Source organism: Streptomyces sp. AP-93 (assembly GCF_022808175.1).
In the GTDB taxonomy this organism is placed as follows: domain Bacteria; phylum Actinomycetota; class Actinomycetes; order Streptomycetales; family Streptomycetaceae; genus Streptomyces.
Window position 1 is genome coordinate 219,666 of record NZ_JALGBX010000002.1, and the last position, 18,751, is coordinate 238,416.

The 18,751-nt window shown below is 71.1% G+C and carries 20 protein-coding genes and 1 pseudogene; 13 read left to right on the forward strand and 8 right to left on the reverse strand.

The window, feature by feature from the left end; translation table 11 throughout:
* Positions 1-449 precede the first annotated feature (449 nt).
* Complete coding sequence (locus MTF69_RS04155) at positions 450-650, forward strand: hypothetical protein (protein ID WP_243330775.1); 201 nt, start codon at positions 450-452, stop codon at positions 648-650.
* Positions 651-751: 101 nt separating this feature from the next.
* On the opposite strand, the gene MTF69_RS04160 is transcribed toward MTF69_RS04155, so the two are convergent.
* Together MTF69_RS04160 and MTF69_RS04165 are read right to left on the reverse strand one after the other, a co-directional pair.
* Positions 752-2,233: a UDP-N-acetylmuramoyl-L-alanyl-D-glutamate--2,6-diaminopimelate ligase gene (locus tag MTF69_RS04160; protein WP_243330776.1), complete on the reverse strand. Its 1,482-nt coding sequence runs from the start codon at positions 2,231-2,233 to the stop codon at positions 752-754.
* Between the two features lie 125 nt (positions 2,234-2,358).
* On the reverse strand, positions 2,359-2,511 hold the full coding sequence (locus MTF69_RS04165) for a hypothetical protein (protein ID WP_243330778.1): 153 nt from the start codon (positions 2,509-2,511) through the stop codon (positions 2,359-2,361).
* A gap of 372 nt (positions 2,512-2,883) precedes the next feature.
* Here MTF69_RS04165 and MTF69_RS04170 point away from each other — a divergent pair, with 372 nt between their 5' ends.
* From MTF69_RS04170 to MTF69_RS04185, 4 genes are all read left to right on the forward strand, one after another.
* The gene (locus tag MTF69_RS04170) at positions 2,884-3,468 is read left to right on the forward strand and encodes a DUF5994 family protein (protein WP_243330780.1); all 585 of its coding nucleotides are present in this window, start codon (positions 2,884-2,886) and stop codon (positions 3,466-3,468) included.
* Complete coding sequence (locus tag MTF69_RS04175; protein WP_243330782.1) at positions 3,465-3,662, forward strand: hypothetical protein; 198 nt, start codon at positions 3,465-3,467, stop codon at positions 3,660-3,662. Before MTF69_RS04170 ends, MTF69_RS04175 begins: the two co-directional genes overlap by 4 nt.
* A 95-nt stretch (positions 3,663-3,757) precedes the next feature.
* Positions 3,758-4,024, forward strand: coding sequence for a hypothetical protein (locus tag MTF69_RS04180; protein ID WP_243330784.1), 267 nt, complete (start codon positions 3,758-3,760; stop codon positions 4,022-4,024).
* Between the two features lie 49 nt (positions 4,025-4,073).
* A complete protein-coding gene (locus tag MTF69_RS04185; RefSeq protein ID WP_243330786.1) occupies positions 4,074-4,346 on the forward strand; it encodes a hypothetical protein in 273 nt (90 codons plus the stop codon).
* 813 nt (positions 4,347-5,159) lie between these two features.
* Here the strand turns inward: MTF69_RS04185 and MTF69_RS04190 are convergent.
* Together MTF69_RS04190 and MTF69_RS04195 are read right to left on the reverse strand one after the other, a co-directional pair.
* Positions 5,160-5,933, reverse strand: coding sequence for a hypothetical protein (locus MTF69_RS04190; RefSeq protein WP_243330788.1), 774 nt, complete (start codon positions 5,931-5,933; stop codon positions 5,160-5,162).
* The gene (locus tag MTF69_RS04195) at positions 5,930-7,267 is read right to left on the reverse strand and encodes a right-handed parallel beta-helix repeat-containing protein (protein WP_243330790.1); all 1,338 of its coding nucleotides are present in this window, start codon (positions 7,265-7,267) and stop codon (positions 5,930-5,932) included. Before MTF69_RS04195 ends, MTF69_RS04190 begins: the two co-directional genes overlap by 4 nt.
* Positions 7,268-7,372: 105 nt before the next feature.
* Here MTF69_RS04195 and MTF69_RS04200 point away from each other — a divergent pair, with 105 nt between their 5' ends.
* The 4 genes from MTF69_RS04200 (at position 7,373) to MTF69_RS04215 (ending at position 12,359) form a co-directional block, all read left to right on the forward strand.
* Complete coding sequence (locus tag MTF69_RS04200) at positions 7,373-8,503, forward strand: Dyp-type peroxidase (RefSeq protein WP_374322196.1); 1,131 nt, start codon at positions 7,373-7,375, stop codon at positions 8,501-8,503.
* A 147-nt stretch (positions 8,504-8,650) separates the two neighbouring features.
* Positions 8,651-10,861 (forward strand): SdrD B-like domain-containing protein, encoded by a 2,211-nt coding sequence (locus tag MTF69_RS04205; RefSeq protein WP_243330793.1) that lies wholly within the window; start codon positions 8,651-8,653, stop codon positions 10,859-10,861.
* 74 nt (positions 10,862-10,935) lie between these two features.
* Positions 10,936-11,925, forward strand: coding sequence for a hypothetical protein (locus MTF69_RS04210; RefSeq protein WP_243330795.1), 990 nt, complete (start codon positions 10,936-10,938; stop codon positions 11,923-11,925).
* Positions 11,926-12,011: 86 nt separating this feature from the next.
* Entirely contained in the window at positions 12,012-12,359 is a 348-nt protein-coding gene (locus tag MTF69_RS04215) for a hypothetical protein (RefSeq protein WP_243330797.1), read from the forward strand.
* A gap of 155 nt (positions 12,360-12,514) precedes the next feature.
* Here the strand turns inward: MTF69_RS04215 and MTF69_RS04220 are convergent, their stop codons facing one another.
* The gene (locus MTF69_RS04220) at positions 12,515-13,924 is read right to left on the reverse strand and encodes an alpha/beta fold hydrolase (RefSeq protein WP_243330799.1); all 1,410 of its coding nucleotides are present in this window, start codon (positions 13,922-13,924) and stop codon (positions 12,515-12,517) included.
* 11 nt (positions 13,925-13,935) lie between these two features.
* Positions 13,936-14,169 carry a hypothetical protein gene (locus MTF69_RS04225; RefSeq protein ID WP_243330801.1) on the reverse strand — a complete coding sequence of 78 codons (234 nt, stop codon included), beginning with the start codon at positions 14,167-14,169 and terminating at the stop codon, positions 13,936-13,938.
* Between the two features lie 557 nt (positions 14,170-14,726).
* On the opposite strand from MTF69_RS04225, the gene MTF69_RS04230 reads away from it, so the two are divergent.
* Genes MTF69_RS04230 through MTF69_RS04245 form a run of 4 tightly spaced genes read left to right on the forward strand, consistent with a single transcriptional unit; the run spans position 14,727 to position 17,501 of the window.
* Positions 14,727-15,125: a hypothetical protein gene (locus MTF69_RS04230; protein ID WP_243330802.1), complete on the forward strand. Its 399-nt coding sequence runs from the start codon at positions 14,727-14,729 to the stop codon at positions 15,123-15,125.
* Positions 15,126-15,154: 29 nt separating this feature from the next.
* Entirely contained in the window at positions 15,155-16,507 is a 1,353-nt protein-coding gene (locus MTF69_RS04235; RefSeq protein ID WP_243330804.1) for a hypothetical protein, read from the forward strand.
* 29 nt (positions 16,508-16,536) lie between these two features.
* Positions 16,537-17,037, forward strand: coding sequence for a hypothetical protein (locus MTF69_RS04240; protein WP_243330807.1), 501 nt, complete (start codon positions 16,537-16,539; stop codon positions 17,035-17,037).
* 2 nt (positions 17,038-17,039) lie between these two features.
* Positions 17,040-17,501 (forward strand): hypothetical protein, encoded by a 462-nt coding sequence (locus tag MTF69_RS04245; RefSeq protein WP_243330809.1) that lies wholly within the window; start codon positions 17,040-17,042, stop codon positions 17,499-17,501.
* Between the two features lie 36 nt (positions 17,502-17,537).
* Here MTF69_RS04245 and MTF69_RS04250 read toward each other — a convergent pair.
* Together MTF69_RS04250 and MTF69_RS04255 are read right to left on the reverse strand one after the other, a co-directional pair.
* Positions 17,538-17,825, reverse strand: a pseudogene (locus tag MTF69_RS04250) (LysR substrate-binding domain-containing protein); the annotation flags it as partial.
* 24 nt (positions 17,826-17,849) lie between these two features.
* On the reverse strand, positions 17,850-18,677 hold the full coding sequence (locus tag MTF69_RS04255; protein WP_243330811.1) for a serine hydrolase: 828 nt from the start codon (positions 18,675-18,677) through the stop codon (positions 17,850-17,852).
* Positions 18,678-18,751: the final 74 nt, after the last annotated feature.

Consider the following 18,751-nt stretch of genomic DNA (forward strand, 5'->3'; position numbering starts at 1 on the left):
CAGCGGTCAAGACGGGTACGGGCGGACCCTAGAGGCAACTCCCTCGACAGGCTGTTCCCGCAGGTCAGATGCCATATGGACGCCCCACACGTCATAGAGCCCCAGGTCACAGACCTGGGGCCTATTTGTTCTCTCGTTCCCTCGGGGCCGCGTGCCATTCCCGTGCCACAAGTACCCCAATGGCGCGTCAGATTGGGCTTCGGCGGTGGTGAGCGGGGTGTGCAGACGGCTGTTGGGGGCGTCCTGATCACCGACTGTCTCCTCGTCGACCCGTAGTCACCGGCGGCCGGATACCGGTAGCAATCCGTGCTCTCGCTCGGCAGCATCGAGTACGGGCGCCACCCGTGCGCCACGCTTCGTATGCGAAATGATGCAGGCCATCACTGTGCGTGTCAGCGTGATTCGGAGGAATCAATCCCGTACCCCACGCATCAAGAGGAGTCGCCGTCATGGGCGGTACGCAGGACAAGTCCAAGGAGCCGGGCAAGGGCCGCGAGGCGCAGGTTCACCATCGCCCCGGCGACCCGGCGCACCCGCAGCCGGGCAAGTCGTCTCGCGAGCAGGGCCAGAAGCAGGGGCAGAAGGACACCTCGCGCCGCCGCGAGGACGATCTGCTGCGCGAAGAGGACCTGCACGACGAGACGCCCTGAACAACGGGCTGGACCTCCGCAGCGCGTGGCCCGCGCGGTCGGGCTGCCGTCTGCGCCTCCGCTGCCGTCCCGCTCGGAACGGCAGCGGGCGCGGGCGCGGCCTAGGTCTGGGCCAGTTCACGCACCGTGGCCATGTCGCTGAAGGGGAGCAGTTCCTCGCCGACGATCTGGTGCGGCTCGCTGCCCTTGCCGGCGATCAGGACCGTGTCGTCGGGGCCCGCCGCGGACAGGGCGAAGGCGATGGCCTGGCGGCGGTCGGCGTAGCGCCGGAAGGGGGTGCCGGTCGCCGTGAGGCCGGAGGAAACCTGGTCCAGGATGGCCTCGGGGTCCTCGTTGCGGGGGTTGTCCGAGGTCAAGACGCAGAGGTCGGAATGGGTCCCGGCGATCCGGCCCATCTCGGCCCGCTTGGTGGTGTCGCGGTCCCCGCCGCAGCCGAAGACCGTGATCACCCGGCCGCGGGCGAAGCCTCGGATGGTGGTGAGGACCTTGTCCAGGGAGTCCGGCGAGTGCGCGTAGTCCACGATCACCGACGTGCCCAGCGGGGTCCGGAAGCGTTCCATCCGGCCCGGGACCGGCGGCATCCGGTCGAGCGCGTCGACCAGGGGGGCCAGCTCGTGCCCCAGCACGTGGCAGGCTGCCACGGTGGCCAGCGCGTTGGCCACCGAGAACCGGCCGGGGACGGGGATCGATGTCGGGTAGGCACGTCCGTCGTGGTGGAGGGTGAACCGCGTACCCGAGGCGCTCACCACGAGGTCGGTGGCCCGGTAGTCGGCCGGACGGTCCAGGGCGTACGTGGTCACCGCACCCGGCATCATCGCCACGATGGACGCGCCCACCGGGTCGTCGGCGTTGACCACCGCACGCCGGCACAGGCCCTGGAAGAGCCGCAGCTTGGCGTCCCGGTAGTCCGCCATCGTTCCGTGGTCGTCCAGATGGTCCTGCGTCAGGTTGGTGAAGACCCCGACGTCGATGAACGTACGGTCCACCCGGTGCGTCAGCAGCGCCATCGAGGTGGCCTCCAGCACCACGCCGGCGGCCCCGCGGTCGCGCATGTACCCCAGCAGGTATTGCAGGTCGGGTGATTCCGGCGTGGTCAGCACCGATGGCGGCATGGGGATCGGCTCGTCGCCGATCCTGCTTCCGGCGGTTCCGATCACACCGACTCTGGAGCCTTCGGCGATCCGCAGGACGGACTCGACCATGTACGAGACCGAGGTCTTCCCGTTGGTGCCGGTGATCGCCACCATGTCCATCTGCCGCCCGGGCTCGCCGAAGTAACGGGAGGCCACCACCGCGGCGGCCCTCCGCGTGTCGGGTACCCGGACGGCGCAGGTGCCCAGGGGCCACGCCGTGGCCGGCAGGTCGCCTTCACCGCCGTCGACGAGTACGGCGGCGGCACCCCTGGCCAGGGCGGGTGAGACGGCGCCGGGGCCGCCTTCCCGGTGTCCGGGTACGGCGATGAAGAGCGAGCCCGGCGTCACCCGGTCGGCGTCGAAGGTGGTTCCCGCGGTGATCAGTGTCGTGTCCGGATCACCCTGGAGAACGTGGTGCTCCTGCCCGGCCAGCAATTCGCTCAGCTTCACAATGGTCCCTTCGAGGGGGCGCGGGCCCGGGCATGCGGCCGTAGCCAGGCGGCAGCGCCGGCGGCATGCCGGGAAGCTGCTGTGGTGATGTGGAGCGGAGGAGCCGGAGCCGGAGGCGCGAAGCGCTAGCCGTGGCCGTGCAGGGCGGTACGGCGGGTCTCGGGCACCGCGGCGAAGGCCGTGCCGGCCGGGTCGACGACGGTCGGAACTCCGGCGGCCGGGCGCATCCCGGAGGCGGCCTGCTGCAGGCACTGCCTCGAGGAACGTGTGCGACCCATGGGCCGAGTGTACGGTCCACCCGGCGGCCCGGGATTCAGGCTGTCGGGTCGGCAGCGCCGCCTGGTCAATACGCTGATCCGCGCGGGCAGCTCGGTCCGCGTCCACGGGGTGCGGCCGCGCGTCATCGCAGGTCGGCGACGTGCACGGTGCCGCCGGCGTTCCACGATGGTGCCGCCGGCGTTCCACGATGGTCCCGCCGCCCGCTCCGCCGGCCGCCGGAAAATGGCTGGTCACGCCGGTCAGAGTCCACCGAACAGGCGTACAGTCAAAGCACCTGGAGTACTTCGCGCACCGGCTTTCACGCAGGTGTCATTCCTGGCGATTGCCTAAAATCCGGGCTGCCGACGGGCAGTCCGGGGGCAGGTCCCATCATGACCACGACCCGCGACCGGACCGCGCCCCGCGGCCTCGCCGCAGAGCTCCCGGCCCTCCCGGCCCGCTTGTCCCTCACCCCGAAGACCATGCTCGCCGGCCAGCTGGACGGGGCCTGGTGGCCCCATTCCCGCGACCTCGAGGCCGAGCTTCCACCGCTCGCCGCCGCCCTGGAGGAACCCTGGGGGCGCATCACCCGCGTCACCGTGAACCCCATCCGCTGGCCCGCCGTACCGCACACGGTGCCCTCGGACGGGCGCACGCTGCACGTGGCCTGGTTCACCGAACAGGACCCCGACAAGCTCATCCTGCTCTCCTACACCGTGGGGCGCTGGGACCTCCTCGTCATCCCGCCCGAGACCGAGCCCGCCGCCGCGGCCCGGCTGATGGCCGCCGCCGCGATCCCCGGCAGCGACCTCACCGCGAGCGTCCTGATGGCCAACGAAGCCGCCATCGGGCGCGGCATCCGCGACGCCCAGCGCCAGGAAGCCGGCTGGGAGAGCGAAGGCGGGGCCTGCATGTCCCCCTTCGGGAACCCCATGGACCGACGCACCCTGCCACTGCCCGGGAACGGCTGGAGATGAGCCACGTGGAGACCATCGTCCTCATCGCCCTGACCATCCTCGCGACCGGCATCGGAATGCGCCTGATCCACCTGCTCAACGCCCAACACGATGCCCGGATCGAGGCCTACCACTTCAGCGACCCCCTGCCGAGACCTCCCGGTCTGCCGGACGACACCAGTCGTCGAGCCCACCACACGGGTGCCGACCGGTGAGGAACAGACCTTCCTCCGACCGGGGGCAGCGGGCGGGGCGCCACGGCGCCCCCGCTCGCCGGCCTCTCGCCCGCCACGAAGGGAATCACGCCCACGTGAAGTACATCGAGACCCAGACACTGCCGTCACTCGGAAGCGCCGAAGTGCGGATCATCGCGCACACACCCGAAGCCGCCCGAGCAGTCGCGGACGCGCTTCGTCACCGCTTCGCCGCAGCGGAACAGCGCAGCTATCCCGGCCTCGACGGCGACACCCGCCTCCACCTCACCGTGGACACCGCAGCGCCCGCCGGCCCCGCCCGCACCTGGCTGGCAGCCAGCCGGACCCCCGCCGGCACCGGCGCCCACTCCGACGAAACCTGAGAGCCCCGACGGCCCCGGAGCCCACTCCCGCACACGAGAGGACGCGGTCATGGCCACACTGCGCGAACGCAAGACCTACCGCGACCAGGTGCTCCGGGTCCTGTACGAAGCCGTCGAAGGCAATCGCCTCCTCGGTATCACCGGAGCACAGCTGCGGCGCGACCTCGACGTACCGGAACAGGACCTGGCCGCCGCCTGCACCTACCTGGCGGGCGAAGGCCTGATCACCGTCGACTGGGAACCGGGCAACATCCCGGCGATGGTCACCCTCACCCACGAGGGAATCCGGCGCATGGAGTCCGAAGAGGAAGAGCGCGGCTGAATCCCCTTGCACACGCGAAGGGCCTGGCAGGGCGGGTGGCCAGTGCTTCAGGTCGGCGTCCCCGAGGCGGTCACCAGGCCCCACAACGTCAAGCCGACGGGTCCGCGCCCCACCCGTGCTGCGCTGGCCGGAGGCCCTTTCGCGCAGGAGATTTCCCGACGGCACCGATGGCTACGGTATGCAGTCACTCGACTACCCTTCGCTGCAAAGCTCTGGCAAGATCATCGCGCACGCGACCCCGATGAAGGGCTGACCCATGACCAGCGCACCGTCGCCCTGGCGGACGAGGCCGAGCTGACGGCGGAGGAATTGCGTCTGGTCCCACGCAACGACCGGGGCGCAATGCTCTGCACACTGCCCGAGAAGATCCGCGCAGCGCTGGAGGCGAAGCTGACCGAGGCTGACACGAAGGCCATCCGAGTGAGCAGCCGCGAGTACCACGCGGCGGTCCACTACAGCGGTCAGAAGCTCTGGGACGCCGCCAACAAGTGGCTGGACGGCGCGGTCGAGCGTGACATGGCACGGTCGACAAGTTCCCGCCGAACTACGCGTTCACCGACCTCTCCGATCGCTGGGAGGACTGGTACGCACCGTTCGACGGCCCGAACTGGGAGCGGTGCCTGAAGGACCGGGGAACCGCTGAATGGGTCGGGTGGACGTTCGACCCCCGCAGTGGTCTCCACATTCGTTCGGAGTACGTCATCGAGAAGTAGTACCGGTGCTTGCCGCCCCGCCGGTCGATCACAGGCCGGCGGGGGCGCGCCACCACGACGGGCTGGACCGCGAGCGCCTTCGTCGTTGCCGGAGCGGGGTTCAACTAGGCGTGGCGGGTGGAGAGCTCGGTGGGGCGAGTGCGGCCTGGGTGAGTGCGGGCGGCGGTGACGGGAGCGGGTCCGCAGGGCTCTGGGGAAGTTCCGCGGTCATCCACGCGCTCTCCCCGCCGGCCCGCGCGCTGAAGCGGAGCAGGCGGCCGTCGTCGTCGATCCAGTAGCGGGTGTTGCCGAGTTCGGACCGGTCGGCCCCGGCGGTCGGGGCGGCGGGACCGGCAACGACGATGACCGGGGCCTTGGCAACGTGGTCCTGCCTGACCAGGCGCGCGCTGCTACGGGCGAGGAGTTGGGCGTTGTCGGGGCGGTCGGTGCCCAAGTTGAGCAGCAGGAGAAGGGCTGCGTCGAGCGGGGAGCCGTGCGGGGTGAGGCGGTGCGTCTCCCAGCCAGTCGCGGGGGGCCGTTTCGGGAGGCCGCCGGGCCAGTCGGGGCGCGTGGTGACGCTGGTGAAGTTCCACTGGATGAGCTCTCGGGCCGACGACTCGGAGTCTGCGCGGATTTCGGCGTAGCCGAGGTGGCGGCGCCAGTCGATGCGGCCGGTGAGGGTGACGGTCCGGCCCCGGGACGGGATGGTCATGGTGACGTTTCCCGTGCCGCGCCGGTACGTCGCGAAGCGGGCCAGCGCCACGCGGTCGGCCTCCTCGGCGGTGAGGGGCCGGGGGGCGCCGTCCTCGGCGTCGGGCCGTCCCGGTCCGGAGCAGGAGGTCAGGGCGAGCCAGCAGGTCAGCGCGGCTGCCACCGCAGCGCGGACCCGGGTCATCGGCCGTCCCGGCTGTACGCGGCGAGCAAGGTCGCGGCGGGCAGCCGAACGGTCGCCGGGTCGACGGGCTCCGGGCTGCCGGTGGCGGGAGCGGCGGGAGCCGTGGCTGCCTGCGGGCACTGCGGTTGGGCAGGGGGAAGAGGGACATCGAGGAAGGGCAGGCCGACCGGGGCGGGCGGGGTGTGCACTGCCGTCTGGGGGCCTGGGGTGGGTCTGCCCGTACCGGGGCAGTCCATGGTGTCCGCCAGGTCCTCGGGGAGAGTGCGCCCCAGGAGGCCGTCGAAGCAGTTCCCGCTGCCGGGGGCGTGCGCCGAGGCGAGGTATGCGGCGTCGAGGGCGTTGGCGGCGAAGACGTTGCCCGTGGCCCTGTTGTCCATCGGGGGCATGTCCTCGGACGAGGAGAGGATCAGGCCGGCGCGGGGGTGGCCCGTGATGCGGTTGCGCTGGATGGTGTTGCTGCGACCGCCGGCGATGCCCAGGCCGATGCCGAAACCGCCGTCGGCCTGTTCGGGGGTGTCCGGGGCGGCATTGTCGGCGATGAGGTTGCCGACAATGGTCGCACCGGTCTGAGGGGTGAGGGCCTCGAGGTAGTCGGAGCCCACGGTCATCCCGACCCGGTTGCCGGTGAAGCGGTTGCCGACGACCCACAGGGGGCCGCTGGCGTTGGTGTTCTCGTAGCCGACGGCGTTGCGCTCGGCGATGTTGCCGCGGACCAGGATCTCGCAGGGCTTGCACTGGCCGACGTACAGGCCGGAATCGGCGCTTCCGGAGGCGTAGTTGTGCTCGATGGTGCCGCGGCGGGCGTTGAAGGCGTAGATGCCGTAGAGGCCGTTGTTGGCGGCGGTGACGTAGCGGACGCGAAAGCCGTTCAGGGGAGGGTTCGCCGCCGGGTCGAGGCGGTCATAGCCGTCGCTGCCGCGGCCGATGCCTTCGCCTCCGTTCTGCAGCCCGGTGACGAGGACGCCGTTCTGGAGGTGGCTGCGGACGGTGAGGTTCTCCACGGTCACGCCGGGGGCGGTGACCACGACGCCGTTGCCGCGCCGGCCTTCGCCGTCGATGACGACACGGTTGCGGTCGGTGCCGCGCAGCGTGACCTGTCCGGTACGGATGTGGACGGTCTCGCGGTAGCGGCCCGGGGAGACCAGGACCAGATCGTGGGGGCGTGCCCGCTCCAGGGCGGCGGTGATGGTCGGCGCCTCGGTGGGGACACGGATCGTGGCCGGGGCGCGGGGGGCATCGTCGGCGGGCCCGGCTGCGCGCGGACTGCAGGCGGCCGTCGCGGCGCATGCCAACAGCACGGCAAGGAAGCGGAGTCGCAGGTGGGGAGCGGACACGGCGTGACGTCCTCATCCGGGCAGGCGGGGCCGGCCGCAGCGGACCGGCGGCCGATCAGTCGTGCGTAGAGTACTCACATGACCACGCAGAGTGACAACCCTTCGGTGGTTCGACGTGCGTTGCTGGGCGCGCTACCGGCCGTCGTCTCACTGAGCGGGTGCCGGTCCGGCGCCCCGACGCCCCCCGCCTTTGGTCCGCGACCGGCAGACGGGCAGCCGCCCGGCGCGGTGTTGGCCTCGGGCCCGCGCCAGGCCGGGGTCGACCGCCCGGTGCAACCGCAGACCCACGCCGTGGTGTCGGTGTACGACCTCCCCCGGGAAGCCGACCCCGCCCGGGTGGCCGCACGCCTGGGCGAAGCCGTCCTGGAGCTGACCGGGAAGCCCCGGATCGCCCTCGGGCTGGAGGCCGGGGACCTGACCGTGACGGTCGGCGCGGGACCGCGACTCCTCGCCCTCGCCCGTCAGGACGTGGCCGGCGGGCTGGAGTTGCCAGCCTTCGCCGGCGAGGAGCGGACCGCGCGGGCATGGGGTGGCGACCTGCTGGTGCAGACGTGTGCGAGCGACCCCGTAGCCGCGGTTCTCGCCGATACGCGCCTGAGTGCCCAACTGACCTCCGCGGGCGCCTCGCAGCGCTGGTCGCAGACCGGATTCCGGCCGCCGGGCGCAGGAGCGGTCCGCAATCTGCTGGGCTTCCCGGACGGCATCGAGAACCCCGGCACCCGCGCCGACTTGGAGCGGGAGGTGTGGCTGCCCGAGCCCGCCCCGTTGGCCGACGCCACGATCGCCGTCGTACGGAGGCTGCGCATCGACGTACCCGAGTTCCTCGCCCAGTCCCCGGCCCGGCAGGAGGAGGTGATCGGGCGGCGCAAGGCAGATGGCGCACCACTGAGCGGCGGGGCTCCGGCCGATCGGCTCGATCTGGCGGCGAAGTCGGCGCGCGGCCGCTACCTGGTGCCTGCCATGGCGCACGCACGGCGGGCCAATCCGAACGCCACGGGCAGCGGCCGGATGCTGCGCCGGGGTTACAGCTACCGCAACGGCCCCGTGGACCAAGGGCTGCTGTTCGTCGGCTTCCAGCGGCGGTTGCGCACGTTCACCGCCACCCAGCGGCGCCTGGACGACGGCGACGACCTGATGCGTTTCGTCACGGCCACCGCGTCCGGGGCTTTCCTCATCCTTCCGGGCTTCAGCCCCGAAAAGCCCCTCGGCAGTAGCGTTTTCGCAGGTCACCGCTGAATCCGTTCTGCACATCTCACCCCGTCCAGCGGCAAGTCACTCAAAAGTGCGAATCTGCCGACGGGGCCTATCGGGAAAGATCAACACCCCAAGATCATGGTCACGCAACGTGTTCATCACGACTGTGTGTGACATGGAGGAAGAGCTGTGAAAGCCCTGAGGAAGGCCATGGTGGCGCTGGCCGCCGGTCTTGCCCTGACCACCGGAGTCCTACAGCAACCCGCGGCCGGAGCGGACCCGGCGGACGGCACGGCCCGCATCAAAGTCATCCGCGACTCCAACACCAACGGCCGCCACGATCCCGCCTCCGAGCTCCCGGCAGCCGGCATCACCGTCGAGCTGACCGACTACGAGGGCAACGTGGTCACCGCGGTCACCGGCCCCGACGGATACGCGGTCTTCCCGCCCAACACCGTCCTCACCGGCGGCAAGTACTACGTACGCATGAAGATGCCCAACGGCTCCTTCCTCCAGCCCACCTTCGGCGCCGCGGGCGGCCTCGCGTCGAACGCCGCCATCATCGACGTGCTCGACGGAGACGCCGAACTGACCATGGGCGTGCGCAACCCGGATGACTGGTGCGAGGACGACGCCCGTCTGAGTACGGTCTGCCAGGTCGCCGCCACCAAGTCCGGTGGCGTCCGCACCACGGTCACCTTCCCGTTCCGCGAACGCGGTGACAGCAACCCCGGCAACACCACCGCCCTCGCCACCCGCACCGACACCGGCAACACCTACGGTGTGGCCTACCACAAGCAGCAGCGCCGCATCTTCACCGGCGCCCACGCCAAACGGCACACCGTCTACGGCCCCTCGGGGCAGGGCGCCATCTACGTCACCCCCCGGGACGGCGGAGCCACCACCCTCTTCACCACCGTCCCGAACGCCGGCACCACCGCGCACCAGGACTCGGTCCGCTTCGACGGCCCCTTCGTGGGCGTCGTCGGCAAGGAATCGCTCGGCGACATCGACATCTCCGAGGACAACCGCCAGCTGTTCGCCGTCAACCTGGCCGACCGCAGGCTGTACACGTACAACGCCACCCAGCCGACGGCCGCCGCGCCGTTGACGTCCGTGGCCATCCCCAACCCGGGCTGCCAGGCGGCCGGCGACTGGCGGCCCTTCGGCCTCGGCGTGCGCGACGGGGTCGTCTACGTCGGCGGCGTCTGCTCCGCGGAGTCCTCCCAAGCCGCCGCCAACCTCAGGGCGGTCGTGTGGACGTACAACCCCGTCACCGCGACCTTCGCCCCCGCGCCGATCCTCCAGCAGCCGCTCACCTTCCCCCGCGGCGAGGTCAACGTCGGCGTCCCCGGCTTCAACCGCTGGTTCCCGTGGACGGCCGGCGCCTCCACCTTCCCCCAGCAGCTCGTCGCCCACCCCGAGCCCGAGCTCAGTGACATCGCCATCGAGAGCAACGGCGACATGGTCCTCGGCTTCCGCGACCGGTTCGCGGACATGGGCGGGCACGAAATGCCCAACGCCAACCCCTCCTACACCAACAGCGGCATCACCGACTCCGGCGGCGACCTCAACCGCGCCTGCCGTAAGCCCAACGGCACCTTCGAGTGGGAGGGCACGGGCGCCTGCCCGAACAACGCCCCCACGCGCCCCAACGGCGGCCAGCCCGCCAACGTCGTCGAGTTCTACCCCGGCGACTTCGTGCCCAACGCCCACTTGGAGACCGCCCAGGGCGCCATCGGCCTCCACCTCCGCGAGCAGCGGATCGCCTCCACCGCCATGGACCCGGCCAGTCAGTTCTTCACCGGCGGCACCGCCTACTTCGACCGCCTGACCGGAAGCCGCGGCGCCAACCCCGGCGAACAGGGCTTCACCCTCCAGAAGCTCAACGACCCGCTCGACGGCGGCTTCGGCAAGGCCAACGGCCTCGGCGACCTCGAAGTCCTCTGCGACGAGCCGGCCGTCCAGATCGGCAGCCGCGTCTGGTACGACCGCAACAAGGGCGGCGCCCAGAGCGTCGACGACGACGAGCCCGGCATCCCCGGAGTCACCGTCCAGCTCCTGGCCGAGGACGGCAGCCTGCTGGCCACCGTACGCACCGGCGCCGACGGCGCCTACTACTTCGGCCCCGAGCACGGCGTCCGCCCCAACACCAAGTACAAGGTCCGCTTCGACAAGTCCACCGCCGACACGAGCGTGATCAACTCCCGTCGCCCGCCTGCCGCGAGCGGCCTGGTCTGGTCGCCGGTGCAAGCCGTCGGAGCCCCGGGTGACCTCAACTCCGACGCCGTCCCCGACACCGCGCCCACCGGCCAGTTCGCCACCACCGAAGTGACCACCGGCGCACCCGGCACCGTCGACCACACCGTCGACGCCGGTCTCTTCATCAACCGCCTCTGACGTACTAGCGCGGGTTCGATTCCCGTCATTCGCTCCGCCAAGAGGGCCCAGGTCACAGATCTGGGCCCTCTTCGTTGGACGAAACGTTGGTGCACCGGATCCTCGTCGACCACATCGGCGAGCTGACGGCTCGCACCGGGAAGATGCTGACCAGCGTTGCGGACGCCGACGGTGGCGCGACGTCCTTCGGGGACAAGGACCTGTTCTACTTCGACGGCGTCCCCGGCGATCTGAGGGTCATGCCCTACAGCGACGGGCAGCAGATGACCGTCAAGGTGATCGGCACCAACGAGGCGCGGACCGAGGTCCCCGACAAGATCTCCGTGGGCAAGTGCCTGCTCATCCATCCCCGGGACCACTACGTGATGGGCGTCCTCGACGTGGCCGCGCTGTCGAGCCTGCGCACAGCCGTCGGGATCCTCCTGGGCCGGCAGGCCTCCAGCCCAGGTGAGGCGCCGGCTCCGCGGCTGGGCATCGTCGGAGCCGGCCGCGTCGGGTTCTACACCGCCCTCGCCTTCCAGCGCGCCGGGCTGATCGACAGCTGCGCGGCCTTCGACCCGGGGCCCGGGGCGGTCGAGCGGATGCTGGAGCTGTGCCGGCTGGAGTCAGGGCCCGCCGTCGTGCCGTGCTCCTCGCTCACGGAGCTGCTCGCCCGCTGTGACAGCGTCGTCCTGGCGACCGACGCCCGCCGGCCGGTGCTCGGCGGCGCCGACATCGATGCGTACGGTCTGCGCTTCGTCGCCAGCGTCGGTGCCGACGCCGACAACCTCCGCGAGCTCGCCGACGACGTTCCCGGCGCCCCCGTTTCCTTCCTCGTCGGCAGCCCGCTGTGCTTCTGCCTCGGCGACCTCAAGCGCTGGCAGCAGCGCGACCTGCTGCAGCCGGACGGGGTCACCTACCTGCACCAGGCACTGGCCGCGCCGCGGGGCACCGCCGGCCCGACCTGCTACATCTCCACCGGATTCCCGATGCTGGACCATGCCGCGGCGACATTCGCGTACGAGATCGCCACCGCCCACGGGCTGGGCCGGCCCCTCGCCCCCACACCGCGGACCGCTCGCTGAGCGGCGCGTACCTCGCTGCTTCCCCTCCTCGCTGCTTTCCTTCCTCGCTGCTTCCCCTCCTCGCCGATTCCCGGAGCACCAGCACGATGACACCACGCACCCCCGCCGCTCCCCTGCTCGACCGCGGCCAGGTCATCACCCACAAGAACGTCAAGTACGCACTCAGTGCACGCGACACCTTCGAGGCCGAAGTCGAACCAGCAGAGGTCTTCGAGGTCGACACCGAACTCAACATCGGCGGACACCTGATCACCCACCCCGACGACCGGCTCACCGAGGCCGACATCAACGTCCCCTACGGCAATCCCGCCACCGGCCCTCCTCGGCCCGACCGCGCAAGCCCACTGAACCCAGATGGTCAACCCGCACGACACGTACATCTACAAGATCGACAAGCGCTGCCTGCCCGAGCCCCGCCATTGACCCGCCATTGACCGCCAGGTTCGGAACGTCCCGGAGGGTCGCGCTTGCGGTATGGCGCCGGACAGAGCAGAAGCAACATCAGAATGAGGCGCCCGTGGTCCGGGCTGACCGTCCACCCGTCCCCGACGCGGTGTGCGTAGGGGACGGGACCGGCGGCGGGTGCGGGTCAGCTGCCGAGTCCGGTGATCCAGCGGGCGATGCGCGCATCCGCCTCGTCGGGGGCTTTGATGTGACCCCCGTAGCGGTATTCGACGTATTCCGCCGACGGGTGCGCCGTGCGCCAGGCCTGGGCGGCCGTGGGCGGGGTCACCGGATCCTCGGCGTTGGCCGCCACGAGGAGGCGGGGCATGTCCGCCGGCTTCGGCAGGTTCCAGTTGGTCCCGTCGACCGGGGCCGCAGCCGAGCACGGGTAGTGCATGCGCGTCAGCGCGGCGGCGAGCGGCTTGTCCGCGGGGGCACCCGTGCCGTGTCCCCAGCCGGGATAGGCAGGGCAGACGTTGGCCAGGTAGCCGACGAACTCGCCGAGCACCTGCCCGTCTCCATACCGTCGGGTGAAGTGGAAGCTGCCCTTGTCCAGGAGGTCCTGGTCGGCGTCGGAAAACTTCGGCCAGGCGGCCATCAGGCCCTTGAGCCGGGCCGCGTTCCCCTCCAAGTCGGCCGACAGGGACAGCAGACCCGTCATTCGGGCGTAGTCGTCGGCGTTCGGGCCCGTCGGACGCTTGGCACCCGCGCCCATGTCCACGAGGAGGGCGTGCAGCCGCTGCGTGCAGGCGGCTGCCGCTGCCGGGTCGGACGGCGGGGCCGATCCGCATTCCGTGAGGGGCAGCAGGCCCTTCTCCACTGCTGCCGCCCGGTCGCCGAGCAGCGCCGGGGCGGTCGTTCCCGGGGGCGGAGCGGGGGCGTCCAGGACGGCCCAGCCGTGGTTGCGTGCCAGTTCGGTGAACACGCCGGTGGCGCGTACCGCTCCGAACGACTGCGCGTAGACCCCCCGGAACACACCTTCCTTGGCTTGGAGTTCGCGGAAGGATTCGGCGTACTCACGAGGATCGAGGCGGAACTCCTCCAGTGGACAATCCCGCTGGTACCGCCGCGACCAGTCGTCACGCCGTTCGTCGCTGATGGCATCGCCGGCAGCGATCTCCTCGACCGTCTTCAGGCAGGTCTCCAGGACGGTGTTCGTGACCCACGGCTCGACCAGAGCGACCACGGTGCTGCCGTGCAGCCAGGCCGGAAGGGACCGGCGGGCCGTCGCCGCGTCCAGGGGTCGGATACCGGGGCCGCCGGCGTCCCACAGCACCGGCTCACCGGCGGCAGTTGCGGGCGCCGCGGGGGCGGTGCTCTGCCTGGGGGCTTCGACCGGCGGATAGACGACTGCCCAGACGCCCGTCGACAGCCGGTGGCAGCGCAGACTCTCTGTCGCCTTCTCGGGGCAGATCTCCGGGGCCCGCTCGGCTGCCTGCTCCACCCGGCCGGCGTCCCGGTTCTGGGTGGATCGGTCGGACAGCACGAGATCGGCGACCAGGAGTACGGCGAGGGCCGCCACGCCGATGACCCGGCGGGCGGCCTTCGCACTCATGCGGCTCCGCATCAGCCCGAGCACGTCTTTCCGGTGTCGTAGGCGTCGCAGGTCCAGTCGTCGGCGTTGAAGGAGAAGACGACGCGCTGGAAGTCGGTCATGGAACCGGCGGTGCCCTGCTTCACCTTGATGGACAGTGTGTAGGCGGCCTCACGGTCCCCGCCACCCAGGTAGATTCCCTGGTTCATGGTGATGTGGTAGCTGCCGGGCTTCGAGAAGTTCTCTTCATCATTCCCCCAGGTCACTTCATGCTTGCTCCCGCCAGGTCGCGGCGGTGCATGAGCCGGGAACCTAACAGTCGACAATGATCATGTTCACGCCGAAAGCGGACCTTCAGTGCGTCTTCGACCTGCGGCGATGCGTGATCGTGACGCGACCTTGAGGCTCATCTGAGGAAACACCCAGGCGGCGAGGGCGTGCCCGGCGTCCCAGCAGGAAGACACGGCCGAGCAAGCGCCGCACGAATTCCGCCCTGCCCCCTCACCCGAGCCGACCGACAAGGCGACCCCGGAGCCGCCTCGGTGTCGAGGGTGGCCGAGTACCCGTGCAGCACTGCCGGGGCGACACGGATCCCTGCGCCTCCGAGGCCGGTACAGCCACTCAATGCTCGGCGAACGGGGCGTCCCGACCTCGTTCGTGGCTCCCGTGGGGAGTTGGGGTGGAGGGGGAGTGGACAGTCCGTGTCCCCCTTTCGTTCGGCGCGAGGGGGGTTGCAGAGCCGGACGGCACTCATCCTATGATCACAATCTGCCGACACGGGGGGGGCGCCATGGCCGCGGATTCTGCTCAGGAGTGGGGGCGTGTGCCTGCGGGCGGCGCGGACCAGCAGGTGCGTACGCAGCTGAACGGCATCCCGCCGGAGCCGTCAGGACCGGGCGGCGGGAAACCGGACTTCGCCTCGACGCCGGAGCAGAAGAAGGCGGCGGCGGGCACCATCGAGAACGAGCTGGAGCCCAACACCAAGAAGGCCGCGGAGCACGCGGACGACTCCACCAGCTCCGCGCACAAGGGCTTCGGCGGCTGGGAGACCGCCGCCGGCCTGAAGACGGTCGCGGACACGTGGGACCAGCAAGTGAGAACCCTGATGGGCCGTCTGGCAGCCGAGAAGAACGCGCTGCGCGGCGCCTCGGGTCTCTTCGTACGCAATGACACCGGCGTGGGCAACCAGCTTCTGTCCCAGTCCAAACTGAACAACCTGTAGGGGCTGCGGTGCTGACCTACCACGAAGTCATGACCACGGACCTGGGCCTGCTGACGACGGCCGCCTCCAAGTGGGAGGCAATGGCCGGCGAGTTGAACAAGGTCGAGATCCGCTACGGCGACACCGTCCAGAAGATCACCATGGGCCCGGGCTGGGCCGGCGTGAGCGCCGGCGCCGCCCAGACGAAATTCGCGGCCACCCGGTACGAGTACGCCGCGGCCCAGAGCCAGGCCAAGGCGATCGCGAGCCTGCTGCGGGACGCCCACGACATGTTCACCGATCTCAAGCAGAAGCTCGAGAGCGCTCGCGACGACGCGATAGCCGCCGGCATGACCGTGTCCGAGCAGGGGCGGATCGGCTTCGACTACTCCAGGCTCACACCCGCCGAGCGCAGCGCGTACCACCACGATCCCGACGGTCAGACCATCATTCGCGAATCTGTCGCGACATGGCAGCAGCACATCGACGACCGCGTGAAGGCCGTCTCCGAGGCCGACCAGACCGTCAAGACCGCCTTGAGCGCCGCCGTTGTGGACAGCAACAAGGACGCCTTCGGCAAGGGCGACGACGCCACCTTCAACGGGTTCAACGCCCACCCCGAGGGGGACCTGGCGAAGGCCGGGGCAGCAAAGGCGGACGAGGCCGCGACGAAGACCGACGGATGGACGTCCGAGGGCACGGCCTCGGCGAAGGGACCCGGCGCCGAGTTCAAGGTCACCGGCCCCAAGTACGGCAAGGAGGGCTCGGTCAAGGCCGCCGCCGACCTCTTCCACGTCAACGCCGAAGGGTCGACGACCAACGGGGACTGGAAGCTCTCCGGGGTCGCAGACGCCTACGGAGGCGCCCGGGCCACCGCGAACTTCGGTTTCACCGACGCGGGCCTCAATGCCAAGGCCGAGGCGTCCGTGGGACTCCGCGGGCTCGCCGAGGGGCGGGCCGAGTACGGTCCCTACGCCGGCGTCTACGGGCGGGCCGAGGGCTTCGCCGGCGCAGAGGCGAGCGCCGGCCTCAAGGCGGGCAAGGACGGCGTCGTCGTCAACGCGAAGGCGTTCGCCGGGGCGAAGGCCTCCGTCGCCGGAGGCGGCGAGGTCGCCGGCATCGGCTTCGGCGCCACGGCCGAGGGGTGGGCCGGTCCTGGCGCGGAGGCCAAATGGGGCTTCGAGAAGAACGACGACGGCGTGTACAAGGTCGGCGGCAAGGTAGGACTCTCCCCCGCCCTGGGCGGATCCGTAGGTCTCGAGTTCACGGTCGACCCGGACAAGGTGTCCAAGAGCGTCGGCGACGCGGCCGAGGCGGTGGGCGACGTGGTCGGGGACGGAGTCGACGCGCTCGGCAATGCCGCCGGCTCGGTCAAGGACACCGTCGGCGGCTGGGTCTTCTGATGTACTTCCCTGCGTAAGGAGGGCCCACGATGCCCATGACACTGCCGATACCGATCGAGTTCCGCCTACCGGACGGCTGGCTCCCGGCGGCGCCCCCGGACGGCGTCGACGTCCCCGGGGTGGCCTTCGCCGCAGTGCATCCACACCCGGACCGCGGGTTCACCGCCAACATCACCGTCGCCGGCGAGGTCCCGCAGGATTCGGCGACCCTGGCCGAACTCGCCGACGAGTCGGCGCAGCGCCTGCGCGAGGCCGTCCGGCCGGTCGTGGTGGCCCACCGCCGCGAGGTCGGGTCCGCGGACGCGCCCGCCCTGACCCAGCGGCTGATCTTCTCGGCCGTCGTCGGCGACATGCGGCACGACCTCGTCCAGTCGCAGGTGTTCCTGAGCTTCTCGGATGTCCGGGACCCGCGCAGGCGGGCGGTGATCCGGCTGGCCCTGACCGCCACGGCGGCCCAGCACGACGAGGTCCTGGGGGACTTCCAGGAGTTCGTGCGCACGGTTCGCCCGGACACCGGGGCGGGAGCGTAGCCATGGGCCTCCTGGACCACTACTTCGGCACCCGGCGCCCCGACGAGGGTGTCGCACCGCGTACGCCCCTGGAGGTCCGGTCGGCGCTCCTGGCGCTCAACGGGCCGGGCGTCCCCTTCGCCGTACGCAACGGGACCCCGAAGGAGGGCGACCTGGTGGCCGAGTGCCGGCTCCCGGAGCTGCGCGTGCGGCTCTGGACCCGAATGCGCCTGGACGCGGCGAAGCACGAGGTGCGGGCCATCGACGAGCAGTGGGAGGTCTCGCTGAGCGAGCACGTCCTCGGGCAGCGCTCCCGCGGGCCGGCGAACGCGGTGTACCGGGTATGGGGGAAGGAGACGGGGCCCGACGGGCGCGAGCGCCGGGTCGAGACGCTCCGCTTCGAGACCCGGGAGATGAAGGACCCCCTGCGCCAGGCGGTCCTCGACGCGGGCTGGACCTGGCACGGAGTGCTGTTCCGGCTCTGACCGGTCATGGCCGGTCAACCAGCCGGGATCGGAGGGGCCGTCCGCCCGCCAGGCCAGAGCGACCCGGCCGCGTAGCGGCGGCTCGGTGATCTCCAGTGTCCGCAGCCCGAGGGCCGACGCCGCGCCCGCGGGGAGAGCCGGAACCACCGCCACGCCGAGACCGCGGGCGGCGAGCTGCGCAAGGAACAACGGAGCGGCTGCCTCGAAGGCGATGCGGGGCTGGAACCCGGCCTGCGCGCACGCGCGGTCGAGTACCCCGCGCAGCCCTGTGCCGCGCGGCAGGCTGCCGATCGGCGGTCCGGCTACCGCCGCGCGCCTCGTGGGCCCCCGATGCGCGCCTACCTCTGGTCACCGCTTGCGCCGGGCGAGGAGTTCGCCCCCCATCCGGTCAGTGGCCGTGGGCGAACCGCCGAGACGGTGGACGAGTACCCAGCGGCCGTCGGTGAGCACACCCGCGAACACGGAGGCGCCGCGTGTGGCCCCGTTGTGCCAGGTCACTCCGCCGGTCCGTTGCCAGGAGGGGGCCGGCTCACCGAGAACCCGGTCGACGAGCAGTCCGGCGACCAGCCGGGCGGCGGCCGTGGGAGTGGCCCACAGGCCCCCGGCCGGGAGGATGGCCCCCGACATCGTCCACGGCTTGACCGGGCGTCCCCAGCGGCTGGTCGCCAGCAGCCGTCCTTCGTCCGGCGGGTACGCCGTCATCTCCCCGACGCCCAGGGGATCGAGGACGAGGTCGCGGACCAGTTCCTCGTAGGACAGCCCCGCCGCCGCGCAGAGCGCGGCCCCCAGCACCGCGTATCCGAGGTTCGAGTACTCCTCTTCCTGTCCCGCCGGTGCGGTGACGACGCGGTCGAGATCGCGCAGTACGGAGACGAGCGCGGGCTGGTCGAAGGAGCGGTACGGGTCCCGGCCCCGTACGTGCGGCGGCAGCCGGGGCAGGCCCGAGGTGTGGTCGGCAAGGTTGCGCAGGGTGATGCCGGTGCCCGGCACGGCCGGGAGCCACCGCTCCACCGGGTCGTCGAGGCCCAGGACCCCCTCGTGCACCAGGCGCACGAGGACGGTGCCGGTCACGACCTTGGTCAGCGATCCGATCTGCACGTACCGGGTGGCGTCGTGACCGTGGGTGGCTCGCGCCTCGTGATCGCTGCCGACCACGAAGGTGGGTGTGCGGGACATGACGGTCTCTCCTTCAGGGGCGGGGTACGGGTACCGCGCATGCTCCCGTACTGCCGGGCATGCGGCGTCGGTTA